Source organism: Pseudomonas sp. BJa3 (assembly GCF_026343815.1).
GTDB classification, from domain to species: Bacteria; Pseudomonadota; Gammaproteobacteria; order Pseudomonadales; family Pseudomonadaceae; genus Aquipseudomonas; species Aquipseudomonas soli.
Genome location: NZ_JAOXMC010000021.1, coordinates 40,032 through 54,912, shown reverse-complemented (window position 1 = coordinate 54,912; position 14,881 = coordinate 40,032). Strand labels below are relative to the sequence as shown.

Genomic DNA, 14,881 nt, shown 5'->3' with positions numbered 1-14,881 from the left:
GCGTTCAGGGTTTCCTCGGCTTGGCCCTGGCCGTGGCTTGCGCCACCAGCGGGTCGTCCGGCCAGTAATGCTTGGGATAACGCCCTTTCAGGTCCTTCTTCACCTCGGCGTAGGTGGTGCGCCAGAAGTTGGCCAGGTCCTGGGTCACTTGCACAGGCCGACGTGCTGGCGACAGCAGGTGCAGCTTGACCTGCTGCCGCCCATTGGCGATGCGTGGAGTATCGGCCAGGCCGAACAGCTCCTGCAGGCGCACGGCCAGGATCGGTGGTTGCTCACTGTAGTCCAGGCGTATGCTTGAGCCCGAAGGCACGGCCAGGTGCGACGGTGCGAGCTCGTCCAGGCGCTGGGGCAGCGGCCAGGGCAGCAGGTTGCGCAGGATCGAGGCCAGGTCCAGGTTAGAGAAATGGCTCAGCCGCGACACCTTGCCCAGGTAGGGTTGCAGCCAGTATTCCAGGCTGGCCAGCAAGGCGTCATCGCCCAGATCGGGCCACTCGCTGTGGCCGTCCTTTTCCAGATCCAGCTGACGCAGCAGCGCGACGCGGGCCTGCCACTGGCGCAGTTCCGGGGTCCAGGCCAGCAGGTTCAAGCCTTTGCGCCGAACCAGGCCGAGCAACGCCTTGGCCCGCGCCTCGTCGTCCAGCCCAGGCAACGGTTCACGGCTGAGGACCAGCTCGCCGACCTTGCGCTGGCGCTCGGCGCGCAACACCTGCTCGCGTTCGTCCCAGTCGAGCAGGTCGATTTGCTCGACCTGCTCGGCCAGCACTGCGTCGAACAATACCGGGTCGAACTCTGCAGCCAGGTAGATACGTTCCTCGCGCTGCCCCTGCCGGCTGCCCAGATCGGCAATCACCAGCCACGGGCTCTTCATCAGCACATCGGCTTCGGCGAACAGTGCCGCCCGGCCATTGGCCAGGCGGTATTCGCCGCCGCCTTCGCGGCGCTGTTGCGCCACCCGGTCGGGGTAGGCCAGCGCCAGCACCGCGCCCAGCCAGCGTGGATGGTCGGGGTCGGCGACCGGGTTGCGCGGTTTGCCACGCAGCTGGCCGCGGTATTGCCGGGCCAGCTGCCGCGCACGCTGCACACCGCCCTGCCCACCTCGCGCGGCGCGGCTTTCACCGCTGAGCAAAGCCAGCCGGCTATGCAGGTCAGCACCACCGCCACGCAGGATGTCGCGCTCGCCCAGCAACGCTGCGACATCGCACGCCAGGTCGGCCAACCCGAGATCCTGACCGCGCAGCAGCAAATGGGCGATGCGTGGATGCGCAGGCAGCTCGGCCATGGCTTGGCCATGGGCGCTCAGAACGTCGCGGCAACCTGGCTTGAAGGCGCCGAGTCGGGTCAGCAGGTCCAGGGCTTGGCCATAGGCGGCCGTAGGTGGCTGGTCGAGCCAGCTGAGCTGCTCCGGTGGTACGCCCCAGCGCGCCAGCTGCAGGGCGAGCCCGGCCAGGTCGGCCTGGAGGATCTCGGCGCTGCCATGGGCCGCCAACTGGTCGTGTTGCGCCTCGGACCACAGCCGATAGCACACGCCAGGCTCGAGGCGCCCGGCCCGACCGGCGCGCTGGGTGGCGCTGGCCCGGGAGATGCGCTGGGTGTCCAGGCGGGTCATGCCGCTACCGGGGTCGAAGCGTGGCACCCGCGCAAGCCCTGCGTCGATCACCACGCGCACACCGTCAATGGTCAGGCTGGTCTCGGCGATGTTGGTGGCTAGCACCACCTTGCGCTGGCCCTTGGGCGCCGGCTCGATGGCGGCGCGCTGGGCACTCAGCTCAAGCTCGCCGTGCAGCGGGCAGAGCAGGATCTGCGGACGCTCGCCCACGGCCTCCTGCAGAGCCTGGTGCACGCGGCGGATCTCGGCCTGCCCGGGGAGGAACACCAACAGGCTGCCGGATTCGTCGGCCAGGGCCTGGAGCACGCAGTCGACCACGCGCGGCTCGACGAACTCGCCAGGCTGGAACGGCCGGCTCCAGCGAATATCCACCGGGTGCATGCGCCCCTGACTGCTGATGATCGGTGCATCGTCGAGCAGGCGCGACAGGCGCTCACCCTCCAAGGTCGCCGACATGAGCAGAATCTTCAGCGGCGGCTCGTCACGCAGCAGCGCCCGGCCGTTGAGGCTCAGGGCCAGGGCCAGGTCGGCATCCAGGCTGCGCTCGTGGAACTCGTCGAAGATCACCAGGCCCACGCCTTCAAGCGCAGGATCGCTTTGCAGGCGGCGGGTGAGGATGCCTTCGGTGACCACTTCGATGCGCGTGTTCGGGCCGATCTTGCTGTCGAAGCGGATGCGATAACCCACGGTTTCGCCAACCTTCTCGCCCAGCTCGCTGGCCAGGCGTTCGGCAGCGGCGCGGGCGGCCAGGCGCCGGGGCTCGAGCATGAGGATGGTCTGCCCGGCCAGCCAGGGTTCGTCGAGCAGCGCCAGTGGTACGCGGGTGGTCTTGCCGGCGCCGGGTGGCGCCTCGAGCACCGCTTCGTCACGTTCGGCCAGGGCCTGGCGCAGGTCGGACAGTACGGCATCGATCGGTAATGAAATCATGGTGGTCCTCGAACAATCGTCCGAGTATAACGGCGAACCGAGGCTGCCCTATCATGGTCTTAACCTCAGGCGCCGGCGATTGCCGCGCCCTTGATCGTCGTTACCTTTCGGAGATTCACATGCGCATCCCCTCCCGCGTCATCGGTGGCGCCCTCATCGCCACCTTGCTGACCCAGCTGACGGCCTGCGGCACCCTGTTCTACCCTGACCGTCGCGGCCAGATCGAAGGCAAGATCGACCCTGTGGTGGCGGCCATGGATGCCATAGGTATTCTCTTCTACGTGCTCCCCGGCCTGATCGCCTTCGGCATCGATTTTGCCACCGGTGCCATCTACTACCCTGGCGGCAAGAGCGCTCAGGTCGACCCGGCCAAGCTCAAGCCGGCGATCAATGCAGATGGCCACGTCGACAGGACCAAGCTGCAGGCTATCCTGGAGAGCGAACTGGGCCAGCGCCTGCCGCTGAACGACCCACGGCTGATCCAGCACCGTGGCAGTGTCGAACAACTGGCCAGCTACGGCCTGGTGCCCGCCGCCTGATCTGACCACGGACGATTCATAGCGCATGACCGCCAACGCCGAACACCAACGCCTGCTGCGCCTGGCCACCCGTGCGTCGCTGAGCGTTGCCTGCATCCTGGTGCTGAGCAAGGCCGTGGCCTGGTGGCTGAGCGGCTCGGTCAGCCTGCTGGCCGGGCTGACCGATTCGGCGCTGGATGCCGCCGCCTCGTTCCTTAACCTGCTGGCCGTTCACTACGCTCTGCGCCCCGCCGACGACGACCACCGCTTCGGACATGGCAAGGCCGAAGCCCTGGCCGGCATGGCCCAGGCGCTGTTCATCGGGGTCAGCGCGGTTCTGATCGGGGTCCAGGCGGTTGATCGGCTGTCGTCGCCAGAGCCTTTGGGCGATACCGCTGCCGGTATCGCCGTGATGCTGCTGTCGCTGGTGCTCACTTTCGCGTTGCTGGCATTCCAGCGCAAAGTCATCCGGGCGACTGGCTCCACGGCCGTGCGAGCCGACTCGCTGCATTACCGCTCGGACCTGCTGCTCAACGCCAGCATCCTCCTGGCGCTGCTGCTGGCCCGCTTCGGCTGGCCGCAGCTCGATGCCCTGTTCGGCCTCGGGATCGCCTTGTATATCCTGTGGAGCGCGCTGCATATCGCTCGCGAAAGCACGGCAATCCTGATGGACAAGGAACTGCCGGCCGATGTCGGCGAGCGCATGCATGAAATAGTGCTGGCGATACCAGGCGTGAAGGGCGTACACGACCTGCGCACACGGGTGTCCGGCAACCAGTGGTTCGTGCAGCTGCATCTTGAGTTGCCCGGCGAAATGCCGCTGCACGCCGCCCATGAATTGTGCGTGCAGGCATCTCAGGTCATTCGCCAACACTATCCGCGGGCCGATGTAATGGTTCATGCCGACCCGGTGTAGCCGGCTATCGCAACTGACTTGTCAATTGACGCTGTAGCCGCGGCCGCTCAGGCAGGCCCCCAATGCCCGCCTATAGTTGTCCGCCACATTGGCCGGCGGCGCATAGGTCGCCGTCGCCGGATCGAACCCCGACTGGCTCACCGCCCAGCGGTGGCACTGGTAGCGGTCCTGCTCCTGCTGCTCCGGCCCCTGGCCGTACATCGGGTAGGCGATCACATCATAGCCACTGCCCTGCTGCTGCGGTGCAGGCGCAACGCTGGGCGGGTTGACCACCACGTACTCGCGGCTGTCGGCGAGGTACTGGTAGTAGGTGTCGGCCACCAGGAAGAACAACGCACCGCTCAACCACACCTCGCGGGCATAGGGCGGCAGATAGCCGACCCGCACACCGTAAGGCGGCGTGACCACCACGTAGCCGCCGCCATGGGGCCGGTACCAATACCCGCCCGAGTAGAAGTAGTCCTGCCCACGATAAGGCACCTTCCAGTAGCGGTCCGGGAAGCGATCGACGGTGTGCCCTGGGTGATACTGCGGTCCTGGCCCCCAGCCATTGCCATGACCATCGGGCCGTCCCGACCAATCGCCGCCGGGGCGCTGACCCGGACCTCCCGCCTCCCAGTGACGGTTGTCACCGTAACGCCGGGGAATGTCCTGGTAGTAGCCCTGGCGCGGCGGTTGCGTCTGGCGCACTTCGTCCCGTGAATTGAGCGGCGATCCGCGCCGTTCACCACCGCCCTGCTCCTGCTGGCCGCCATGACCGTCTCCGGGGCCCTCGGCCATGGCGCCCAGGCTGATGCCCAGGCCCAGCAAACCAACGCCTGCCAACCGCCAGATGCGCGAACTCATGTTGTTCCTCTCGATAAAAACGCTCGCCTTTACCGTTCGCAGTCTACTGCGCAGACCGCGACCGGCAGATGAAATAGCCGACAGCCTAGCGCGCCAGCAAGCCACGCAGAATCAATTCCAGGGCGACCAGGGCCTGGCCGAGGCGGGAATCGCCGTCCTCCACCTGGGCGATCCAGACCGCCGCCTCCGACAGGCTGCCATGTACCAGGGCCGCCAACGCCCAGGGATCGGCCTCGGCAACCACACTTTGCTGGACCAGCCCGCTGAGCATCCGCTGCAGTGATGCGATGCAATGCTGCTGCGCCTCAGGCGAGGCCGCACCCAGGACGGCGCGCGCATCACGCAGGACAATGCGCTGGATTTCCGGCTCGCGGGCCATGCGCAGGTAGGCCTCGCAACGCTGGCAGAAGCCTTGCCAGGGGTCATCGCAGGATGCGGAGATGGCCAGCAGACGTGCATCCATCTCACCATCGATCTGTGCCACCACGGCCGCCAGCAGGCCCTGCTTGTCGCCGAAATGGTGGTAGAGCGCGCCACGGGTAAGCCCGGCGCGAGCGGTCAGGTCATCCATGGACGCCTGTGCGTAACCTTGTTCGCTGAAGACCTGGCGGGCCATTGCCAGCAAGGCGGCGCGGGTTTCTTCCATCTCGGCGCGGGTGCGACGAACCATGGCCTCTCCTTTACGTACAATCCGTATGAATATTTACATTCAACTCGTATGAATATTTAATCATACGCACTGTACGTATTATCCACGTCCTGCCTTGCCGCCAGCAAGCGGGCCGTCTCACGGAGGAAGCGACATGCCCAACCCTTATGCACACTTGTTCGTCCCGACCGGCACCCTCGGGTTCACCTTGGCCGGCCTGCTGGCCCGCCTGCCGTTGCCCATGACCGGTATCGGCATCATTACGCTGGTGGCGCAATGGCGCGGCAGCTATGCCTTGGCCGGGGCGGTGTCGGCCTGCTTCGTGCTTACCTATGCCCTGTTGTCGCCACAGGTATCACGCCTGGTGGATCGCCTGGGCCAGCGCCGCGTGCTGCCGCGGGCCAGCCTGCTGAGCGTGCTCGGGCTGCTGCTGATGGCTGCCTGCGCCTGGTGGCGTAGCGCCGACTGGCTGCTGTTCGTCGCCGCCCTGCTGGCCGGCTGCATGCCGAGCATGTCGGCTATGGTCCGGGCGCGCTGGACCCATCTGTACCGTGGCCAGCCGCAACTGCAGACTGCCTACTCGCTGGAAACCGTACTCGATGAAGCCAGCTTCATTGCTGGCCCACCGCTGGCCGTCGGGCTCAGCGTGGCGCTGTGGCCCCAGACCGGGTTGCTGGCGGCTGCCGCGTTACTGCTGCTGGGTACCCTGGCGTTGACCCTGCAGACCGGCAGCGAACCACCGGTGGCCCCTGCCGACACCTCGTCCAGACGTGACCTGCCGGCCTGGCGATGCGACGGGGTGCCTCAGCTGACGCTGCTGATGGCGGCAATGGGCATGATCGTCGGCACCGTGGACATCGTCAGCGTCGCCTTCGCCAGCGAACAAGGGCAACCGGCTGCCGCCAGCCTGGTATTGTCGGCCTATGCCGTGGGCTCCTGCGTTTCCGGGCTGCTGTTCGGCACCCTGCGCTGGCGGATGTCGCTGCCCCGTCAGTTGCTGGTCGGCGCGCTGGCTACCACCCTCAGCACCCTGCCGCTGCTCCTGGTCGGCAATATCGCCCAGCTCGCGGCGGCAGTGTTAATGGCCGGGGTGTTCTTCGCCCCGACCATGATCGTGGCCATGGCCCTGGTCGAGCGCAGCGTGCCAGAGCGCCAGCTGACCGAGGGCCTGACCTGGCTGCTCGCCGGGTTGAATGTCGGCGTGGCCATCGGCGCGGCAGGTGCCGGCCAATGGGTGGACGCCACGACAGCGCGCAGCGGCTTCATGATTGCCGTGATCGGCGGCTTGCTGGTGCTGCTGGCGGCGCTCGCCGTGGCGAGTCGCCGCCAGGCCAGGCCTGTGCAATCTTCAGCACAATAAAAAAGGGAGGCCTTGCGGCCTCCCTTCGGGAATTGTCGTCCGTGCTCGGCACTTGTGGCACCGGCTCACCTCGCGCCGTCTTCTGGACAGTGCGTAGCCCGGGGGCCTGGCGGATCCTGTTGGATCGCTGGCCGCGACCGCCCGCCTAGGGCGCGTCGCCGTGGACTGATGTCCGGGCAGTGATTCTGTTGATAAAGATAGGGCAGACGCGGGGGCAGAGGATTGCGAAGATTGCTCTGTTAAATAGGGCTTGCGCAATTTTTCACTCAGGATCGATAATTCGCCGCAATCTGAACAGAAAAGGCCCTTTTCATGAGCAAGCTCGACCGCTACGACCTGAGCATCCTCGCCGAATTGCAGCGCGATGCGCGCATCTCCAACCAGGAACTGGCCGAACGCATCGGCTTGTCGCCGTCACCCTGCTCACGTCGGGTCAAGCAGCTCGAAGACGACGGTTATATCTCGCGCCAGGTAGCGCTGCTGGATCGCAAGAAACTCGGCCTGAGCCTTACGGCCTATGTGCTGATCGGCATGGACCGGCACACCCCCGAACGTTTCGAAACCTTCGAGGCGGCGATCCGCAGCCTGCCCCAGGTCCTCGAATGCAGCCTGGTTACCGGAATGGACGCCGACTACCAGCTCAAGGTGGTGGTGCCGGACATGGATCATTACCAGAAACTGCTGCTGGGCAGCCTGACCCGTATCGAAGGGGTGACCAGCGTGCGCTCCAGCTTCGTGCTCAACCAGGTACTGGCCAGCACTGAGCTGCCATTGACCCACCTGCGTTGAATCCCCGCGCGCCCGGCGTATGATCGGGCTTTGTGCTTGCCTGGAGTAAACCGATGGATCCCGCCGTATTCGAAGAATGGATGATGATCATCCTCGTCACCGTGCTGATCGCCTTCATGGGCTTCATCGTCTGGGACCTGGCGAAGAAGTCCAAGGCTGGCCGCTTCGGCACGCTGATCCTGTTCTTCGTGCTGGGCCTTGGCGTGCTGGCGTTCATCATCAAGAGCGTGGTGGTGGGGTTCCTGGAAGGGGTCTGACAACCCCACCCTGGGCGGCGACTACAGCTTCGCCGCCACTTCCCGCCAACATCCCTGCTGCAGCCCTTCGATCGTCCAGTCACCGATACGCACCCGCACCAGACGCAAGGTCGGCAGCCCCACCGCCGCCGTCATCCGCCGCACCTGGCGGTTGCGCCCTTCACGGATCACCAGCTCCAGCCAGGCAGTCGGCACGCTCTTGCGAAAGCGGACCGGCGGATTGCGCGGCCACAGCTCGGGTTCCTCGAGCTGACGTGCCTGCGCCGGTAGCGTGGGCCCGTCGTTGAGTTCGACGCCCTCGCGCAGGCGCTGTAGCTGCTCCTCGCTCGGCTCGCCCTCCACCTGCACCCAGTAGGTCTTGGCCAGCTTGTGCTTGGGGTCGGCGATCCGCGCCTGCAGGCGCCCGTCGTTGGTCAGCAGCAGCAGGCCTTCGCTGTCGCGGTCCAGGCGCCCGGCCGGGTAGATGCCGGGAATGTCGATGAAATCCTTGAGCGTGGCGCGCCCTTCTCCGTCGCTGAACTGGGTGAGCACATCGAACGGTTTGTTGAACAGGATCAGGCGCGGCTCGGCCGGCGGCGCCTTGGGCTGGCGACGCGGGCCGGTGGCTCGCGCCGCAGGGCGACGCGGGTTGCTACGGGGTGGCAGGGGCATGGATCCTCAGCGGAACGGCGGCTCATCGAAGCTGCGCAGTTTACGCGAGTGCAGCGAGTTGAGCTCGGTGCGCAGCAGGTCGAGGGCGGCGATGCCGATCTTCAGGTGCTGGCTGACCGCGCGGTTGTAGAAGGCGTTGGCCGACCCCGGTAGCTTGATCTCGCTGTGCAGCGGCTTGTCGGAGACACACAGCAAGGTGCCGTAGGGAACGCGCAGTCGGTAGCCCTGGGCAGCGATGGTGCCGCTTTCCATGTCTACCGCCACGGCACGGGACAGGTTGATAAGCGGGCGCTCCTGGGCCCAGCGCAGCTCCCAGTTACGGTCGTCGTAGGTGAGCACGGTGCCGGTGCGCAGGCGCTTCTTGAGCTGCTCGCCACGCTCACCAGTGACCTGCGCCGCCGCCTCCTGCAACGCCAGCTGCACCTCGGCCAGGGCCGGGATCGGGATGTTCGGCGGCACAACCCGGTCGAGGATGCCGTCGCGGCGCATGTAGGCGTGGGCCAGCACATAGTCACCGATGGTCTGCGACTGGCGCAGGCCGCCGCAATGACCAATCATCAGCCAGCAGTGCGGACGCAGCACCGCCAGGTGGTCGGTGATGTTCTTGGCGTTGGACGGGCCGACGCCGATGTTGACCAGGGTCACGCCATCGCCGTCGGCGGCGATCAGGTGGTAGGCCGGCATCTGGTAGCGGTGCCAGACCACGCTGGCAACCAGCGCCTGGGCCTCGCCGTTGTCCATGCCCTTCTCGATGACCACGTTGCCCGGCAGGACCATGCGCACGAAGCGTGGATCCTCGCGCAGTTGCTCAAGGCCATGGGCGATGAACTGGTCGACGTAGCGGTGGTAGTTGGTCAGCAGGATCCATGGCTGCATGTGCCGCCAGTCGCTGCCGGTGTAGTGCACCAGGCGGCGCAGGGAGAAGTCCACGCGGGCGGCGTCGAACAGCGCCAGCGGCAGGGTCTCGGCGCTTTCCCAGTCGTACAGGCCATCGGCGGTGTTGTCGGTGGCCGCCGACAGGTCGGTGCTGGGGAAAACGCGTGCCAGCTGGGCCGCGGTGATGCCGCTGCCCGCCAGCTCATCGCCCTGGTCTACCACGTAGGGGTAAGGGATGTTCTGTTCGCTGACACCAACTTCCACGGTCACGGTGTAGTCGTGCATCAAGGGGCGCAGCTGTTCGAGCAGGTAGCCACGGAACGCCGCGGGCTGGGTGACGGTGACGCTGTAGGTACCATCCACCTGGACCTTGGCGTAGGCGCGGGTGGTCGCGGCGACTTCGCCCTGGCTGGAATAGATGAGGCGCAGGGCCGGGTAGCGAAACAGCGCGCGTTCTTCGTCACCGGGCTCGGTGCGGTCTTTCAGGTAGCGCTTGAGGGCCTGGCTCAGGGCACCGGTGGCCTGTTCATGCAAGGCCGCCAGACGGTCGACGGCCTGTTCGGGGGTATCAACGACTACAAACGCTTGGCTCACGCTGGGCTTCCTGTCTTATGGAATGCATGACCACCATCTTGCCTGCGTTGCAGGGTAAAAACACCCCCGCGATGGCGTTACCCAGTCCACGCCGGCGTGGCCCTGGCCACCAACGCCGCAGCATCCACCCCGCGCGGCAACGCACCATACACCCGCCCGCCAGCGCCCAGCCGGCTGCCAATGAACGCATCGCTCACCGTGGCGTTGCCCGCCTCCAGCAACAGCTTGGCCTGCAACGCCACGGCGATGTCCTCGGTCAGCTGCCGGGCGCGGTACTGGATATCGCCGGTATCGGCGAAGGCGCCCTTGAGGTTGCCGATGAACGCCGCCAGGCGTGGGTCGCCATGACCATCCCCGAGCTCAGTGAAAAGTGCCTCCAGTACACCTGGCTCCTTCGACAAGGCGCGCAGCACGTCCAGACACTGCACATTGCCCGAGCCCTCCCAGGTCGAGTTGACCGGCGCCTCGCGGTACAGCCGCGGGAGGATGCTGTCCTCGACGTAGCCGGCGCCGCCCAGGCACTCGGCGGCCTCGTTGATCATCCCGGGGGCGCGCTTGCAGATCCAGTACTTGCCCACGGCTGTCACCAGGCGGGCGAAATGTGCCTGCTGCGGGTCGTCGAGCCGATCAAGCGCCTGGCCCATGCGCAGGCTCAGGGCCAATGCGGCCTCGCTTTCCAGGGCCAGGTCGGCGAGCACGTTCTGCATCAAGGGCTGTTCGGCCAGCACGCGCCCACCGACCTTGCGATGGGCGCAATGATGCGCGGCCTGGGTCAAGGCCTGGCGCATCAAGGCGCTGGAGCCGACCATGCAATCGAAGCGGGTCATGGCCACCATCTCGATGATGGTCGGCACGCCGCGCCCCTCCTCGCCCACCATCCAGGCCAGGGCGCCACGGAACTCCACTTCGCTGGATGCGTTGGAACAGTTGCCGAGCTTGTTCTTCAGGCGCTGGATATAGAACTGGTTGCGGTTGTCGTCAGGGCGGTGGCGCGGCAACAGGAAGCAGCTCAGGCCCTTGTCGGTCTGCGCCAGGGTAAGGAAGGCATCGCACATCGGCGCCGAGCAGAACCATTTGTGCCCCACCAGTTCATAGGGCTGGCCCGGCCCGGGCGCGCCGACCGGGTAAGCGCGGGTGGTGTTGGCGCGCACATCGGTACCGCCCTGCTTCTCGGTCATGGCCATGCCGATCGTGACGCCGGCCTTGTGCCGGTCGCCGACATTGCGCGGGTCGTACTCGCGGGCAAGGACCTTGGGCAGCCAGTAGCCAGCCAGCTCGGGCTGCAGGCGCAGGGCCGGCACGGCGGCGAAGGTCATGGTCAGCGGGCAGCCGGTACCGGCTTCGGCCTGGCTGTGCAGATAGGTCATCGAGGCCCGGGCCACGTGGGCACCGTCTCGTGGCTCCGCCCACGGCAACGAGGGCAGGCCATGCTCGACGGCAGTACGCATCAACTGGTGATACGCGGGATGGAATTCCACCAGGTCGATGCGGTGACCATAGCGGTCATGGCTGCTGAACTCGGGCTTGTGGGCATTGGCCAGGAAACCCGCCGCCATCAGCGGGCCACCGGCCAGGGCGCCGTAGGCGTCGATCCGCGACTCGGCCCAGCCGGCACCGAAGCGCCGCGACCACTCCTGCAAGGGCTGGTCGAGGCGGTAGAGGTTGGCACCGTCGAGGGACGGCGGCTGGTTGGTGACTTCGTGGGTTTCCGCGAACTGGTGCAGGTTCATCGTGGGCCTCCTGGATCCGTTCATGCCTGGATAACCCAGTGAAGCACCGCGGGCCGGTCAGTCAAAGTGACAAAACGGACTACATCGGGGGCACCTCTGTTCAGAAGCGGTCCAGCCTCGAGGCGGCACGCGCCGGTGGAGCCTGCACCTGTGCCACCGCCAGGGGCAGCGTCAGCTCGAACCGACTGCCCAGCCCCTGCGTGGACTCATGGGACAACGTGGCGCCGATCAACTCGCTCAACTGGCGGCAGATGGACAGGCCGATCCCCAATCCGCCATAGCGCCGGGTCATCGAACCGTCCACCTGGAAGAAGCGCTGGTACAGCACCGCCTGGTCCAGGTCGTCGAAACCGATGCCACTGTCGCTGACCGTGAGGCTCAGGGCCAGGCTGTCAGGTCCGGTACGCCGGCCACGGGCCTGCACGGTAACGCCGCCCTGGTGGGTGAACTTCAGCCCGTTGTCCACCAGGCACGCCAGGCAGCGGGCGAGCTTCTGCGCATCGCCGACCAGGCTGTCGGGCAGGTCGGCGGGGATGTCCAGGCTCAGGTACAGGCCCTTGGCCAGCGCCTGGCTCGCATAACCGGCCCGCAGTTCCTGGAGCAGGCGCCGTAGGCTGAACGCCATGCCATGGTTGCGCAGGCGCCCGGCCTGCAGTTCGGTGAGGATGAGGATATCGTCGACCATCGCCATCATGTCCTGGGCCGAACCGGTGGCGGTGCGATGGTACTGAGCCTGCTCGGCGCTCATGGGCAGTGTGTGCAGCAGCTCCAGCGAACCGATCACGCCGTTCATCGGCGTGCGCAGCTCGTGGGTCACGGTGGCGAGGAACTCGTCCTTGAGCCGGTTGCTGCGGGCCAGTTGCAGGTTCATCTGCTCCAGGGTGCGTCCGGTTTCGCGCAGGGCCTGGGCCTGCTGCTCACGCAAACTGTTGATGCGGTCGGCCAGGGCCAGCGACAACAGCGCCACTTCCAGCGCAGCGCCCAACTGACTGGCGTACATGGTGATGAACAAGTTGGGCAGGTACCCCAGCACCATCAAGGTGTTGACCAGCCCGCCGACGAGGAAGGCCGTCCAGGCGATGATGAACCAGCGCGCCACGCGCAAGCCGCGCCACCAGGCATACAACCCCGCACTGAAGACGCTCACGGTGAACAACAGCGCCAGCAGCGTGGCCATGCGCAGCGCCACGCCGTAACGCAGGGTCACCGCCAGCACCATCACCAGCGCGCCGCCAGCCATCAACCCCTTCAGCAGGCGGTCGAGGCCACGGCTGAGGTTGCCCAGTTGCAGGAAGTGCCGGGCGAACTGGCAGCCGAACAGCCCGGCGGCGCCGATGAAAAATGGCGTGGCGGCGTTGGCCCACCAGGGACTGTCGGGCCAGAAGTAGGCGATGCCGGCACCATTGACCGAGACCTGATAAAGGCCGAACGAAGCGATGTAGAGGATGTAGTACAGGTAGCTGACATCACGCACACTGAGGTAGAGAAACAGGTTGTACACCAGCATCACCAGCAGCACGCCATAGATCATCCCCAGCACATAAAGACGCGTGGGCTGGTCTTCCAGATAAGCCTGAGCCGACCACAAGGTCAGCGGCGCCTGGATCGAACCCTCGCTCTGCAGACGCAAGTAGGCGGTCGTCGCCTGACCGGGACGCAGTGGCAGCTCGAACAGGTAGTTGTTCTGGCGGATCTGCCGGCTGGCATAGGGCAGGGCATCACCCGTGCGCTGGGCCAGCCGATAAGTGCCCTGGGCGTCGGGCAGATAGAGTTCCAGATGATCCAGCGGCGGGTAGGCAAGCTCCAGCAACCACTGGCGTGGTGCTGGCGAAGGTGTGGCTGCATAGGCGAGATCGACCCGGAGCCAGAAAACGGAGGTCGAATAGCCGGCGTTGAGCACCTCGTCGTGATGGGCATGGAAGCGTTTGGCGAATGCGCCGGCACTGACCTGAGCGATGCTGGCACTGCCTTCGTGGTCTTCATAGACCTGCATGTAGCGGCCCAGCGGCAAGCGTCCGGTGGCGTCGTCGAATACGACCGCTCCGGCCAGCAGGGGCAAGCAGCCCAGAAGCACAATCAGCAAATAGCGCATACAGCCCCAGCATGGCCTGTCCGGTCGCGTCGCGGTTGCCTCCCTTCCCTTTGAGACGACGTGATCCGGCAGAACCCGTTCATCGAGTTATCCGAGCACTCTAGCATAGCCTCCAGCATTGCTCAGCAGCTACTGTCAATTTCAAAGCAGAGGCTCTAGAACGCACGTTTCAGAATATCCAACAAAACTAATCTGACCACTTGATCAGCAAATCTCTCACCGCGACCGAACCGCACAAAAAGGTTTGGTGATAAGCTCGCCGACCATGAATACCTACAGCTCCCGCCCCGTTGTCCTCTGTCTCTCCGGCCACGACCCCAGTGGTGGCGCCGGGCTGCAGGCAGATATCGAAGCCCTGATCGCCCAGGGTTGTCACGCCGCACCCGCCGTGACCGCCCTGACCGTGCAGGATACCGTCAACGTTTCCGACTTCCGCGTGCTCGACCGCGAGTGGGTGCTGGCCCAGGCCAACGCCGTGCTGGCCGACTCCACGGTGGCCGCGGTGAAGCTGGGGATGCTCGGCTCGATCGAGATGGTCGACACCGTCGCCGAACTGCTGGCCGCCCACCCGCACCTGCCACTGGTCTGCGACCCGGTGCTGCGCGCCGGTGGCGGTGGCCGCCTGGGCAAGGACGAGGTCGGCTACGCGCTGCGCGAACGCCTGCTGCCGCTGGCCACCATCGCCACGCCGAACCTGCCGGAAGCACGCATTCTGGCGGAACTGCCCGAAGGCACCGCAGACGAGTGCGCCGAGAAATTGCTGCCGTTCTGTAGACACCTGTTGATAACCGGCGGTCACGGCGACGAGGTGGAAATCCACAACCGCCTGTATAGCCGCGACGGTCAACAGCACACCTGGACCTGCCAACGCCTGCCGGGCAGCTACCACGGCTCGGGCTGCACCCTGGCCAGTGCCCTTGCCGGCCGCCTGGCCCTGGGCGAAGCATTGACCAGCGCCGTGCGCAGCGCCCTGGACTACACCTGGCGCACCCTGCGCGACGCAGAGCAGCTGGGCAAGGGCCAGTACGTGCCGCGCCGCCTGCCCCTGGATTTCTGTTCCTGACTCGAGG

The 14,881-nt window shown here is 66.1% G+C and carries 13 protein-coding genes; 6 read left to right on the top strand and 7 right to left on the bottom strand.

The window, feature by feature from the left end; translation table 11 throughout:
- Positions 1 to 4 precede the first annotated feature (4 nt).
- Entirely contained in the window at positions 5 to 2,533 is a 2,529-nt protein-coding gene (gene hrpB, locus OH705_RS22675) for an ATP-dependent helicase HrpB (RefSeq protein ID WP_267303030.1), read from the bottom strand.
- A 119-nt stretch (positions 2,534 to 2,652) separates the two neighbouring features.
- Here hrpB and OH705_RS22670 point away from each other — a divergent pair, with 119 nt between their 5' ends.
- Positions 2,653 to 3,072: a hypothetical protein gene (locus OH705_RS22670; protein WP_023631922.1), complete on the top strand. Its 420-nt coding sequence runs from the start codon at positions 2,653 to 2,655 to the stop codon at positions 3,070 to 3,072.
- Between the two features lie 25 nt (positions 3,073 to 3,097).
- Positions 3,098 to 3,967 (top strand): cation diffusion facilitator family transporter, encoded by an 870-nt coding sequence (locus OH705_RS22665; protein WP_023631923.1) that lies wholly within the window; start codon positions 3,098 to 3,100, stop codon positions 3,965 to 3,967.
- A gap of 21 nt (positions 3,968 to 3,988) precedes the next feature.
- On the opposite strand, the gene OH705_RS22660 is transcribed toward OH705_RS22665, so the two are convergent.
- Positions 3,989 to 4,813, bottom strand: a complete 825-nt coding sequence (locus OH705_RS22660; protein ID WP_110605233.1) for a DUF6515 family protein — start codon at positions 4,811 to 4,813, stop codon at positions 3,989 to 3,991.
- Between the two features lie 85 nt (positions 4,814 to 4,898).
- Complete coding sequence (locus tag OH705_RS22655) at positions 4,899 to 5,483, bottom strand: TetR/AcrR family transcriptional regulator (protein ID WP_094012277.1); 585 nt, start codon at positions 5,481 to 5,483, stop codon at positions 4,899 to 4,901.
- 133 nt (positions 5,484 to 5,616) lie between these two features.
- Between OH705_RS22655 and OH705_RS22650 the strand changes: the two genes are divergently transcribed.
- The 3 genes from OH705_RS22650 (at position 5,617) to OH705_RS22640 (ending at position 7,868) form a co-directional block, all read left to right on the top strand.
- The gene (locus OH705_RS22650; protein ID WP_267303029.1) at positions 5,617 to 6,822 is read left to right on the top strand and encodes an MFS transporter; all 1,206 of its coding nucleotides are present in this window, start codon (positions 5,617 to 5,619) and stop codon (positions 6,820 to 6,822) included.
- 312 nt (positions 6,823 to 7,134) lie between these two features.
- On the top strand, positions 7,135 to 7,611 hold the full coding sequence (locus tag OH705_RS22645) for an Lrp/AsnC family transcriptional regulator (RefSeq protein ID WP_011535815.1): 477 nt from the start codon (positions 7,135 to 7,137) through the stop codon (positions 7,609 to 7,611).
- Positions 7,612 to 7,664: 53 nt separating this feature from the next.
- Positions 7,665 to 7,868: a DUF2788 domain-containing protein gene (locus tag OH705_RS22640; RefSeq protein ID WP_023631482.1), complete on the top strand. Its 204-nt coding sequence runs from the start codon at positions 7,665 to 7,667 to the stop codon at positions 7,866 to 7,868.
- 21 nt (positions 7,869 to 7,889) lie between these two features.
- On the opposite strand, the gene OH705_RS22635 is transcribed toward OH705_RS22640, so the two are convergent.
- The 4 genes from OH705_RS22635 to OH705_RS22620 all read right to left on the bottom strand — a co-directional run bounded on the left by OH705_RS22635 (position 7,890) and on the right by OH705_RS22620 (position 13,811).
- On the bottom strand, positions 7,890 to 8,519 hold the full coding sequence (locus OH705_RS22635) for a pseudouridine synthase (protein ID WP_267303028.1): 630 nt from the start codon (positions 8,517 to 8,519) through the stop codon (positions 7,890 to 7,892).
- Positions 8,520 to 8,525: 6 nt separating this feature from the next.
- Positions 8,526 to 9,989: an AMP nucleosidase gene (amn, locus tag OH705_RS22630; protein WP_023632409.1), complete on the bottom strand. Its 1,464-nt coding sequence runs from the start codon at positions 9,987 to 9,989 to the stop codon at positions 8,526 to 8,528.
- Positions 9,990 to 10,066: 77 nt separating this feature from the next.
- The gene (locus OH705_RS22625) at positions 10,067 to 11,719 is read right to left on the bottom strand and encodes an acyl-CoA dehydrogenase family protein (protein WP_094012280.1); all 1,653 of its coding nucleotides are present in this window, start codon (positions 11,717 to 11,719) and stop codon (positions 10,067 to 10,069) included.
- Between the two features lie 100 nt (positions 11,720 to 11,819).
- A complete protein-coding gene (locus OH705_RS22620; protein WP_267303027.1) occupies positions 11,820 to 13,811 on the bottom strand; it encodes a sensor histidine kinase in 1,992 nt (663 codons plus the stop codon).
- Positions 13,812 to 14,076: 265 nt separating this feature from the next.
- Between OH705_RS22620 and OH705_RS22615 the strand changes: the two genes are divergently transcribed.
- Complete coding sequence (locus OH705_RS22615; protein WP_038707286.1) at positions 14,077 to 14,874, top strand: hydroxymethylpyrimidine/phosphomethylpyrimidine kinase; 798 nt, start codon at positions 14,077 to 14,079, stop codon at positions 14,872 to 14,874.
- Positions 14,875 to 14,881: the final 7 nt, after the last annotated feature.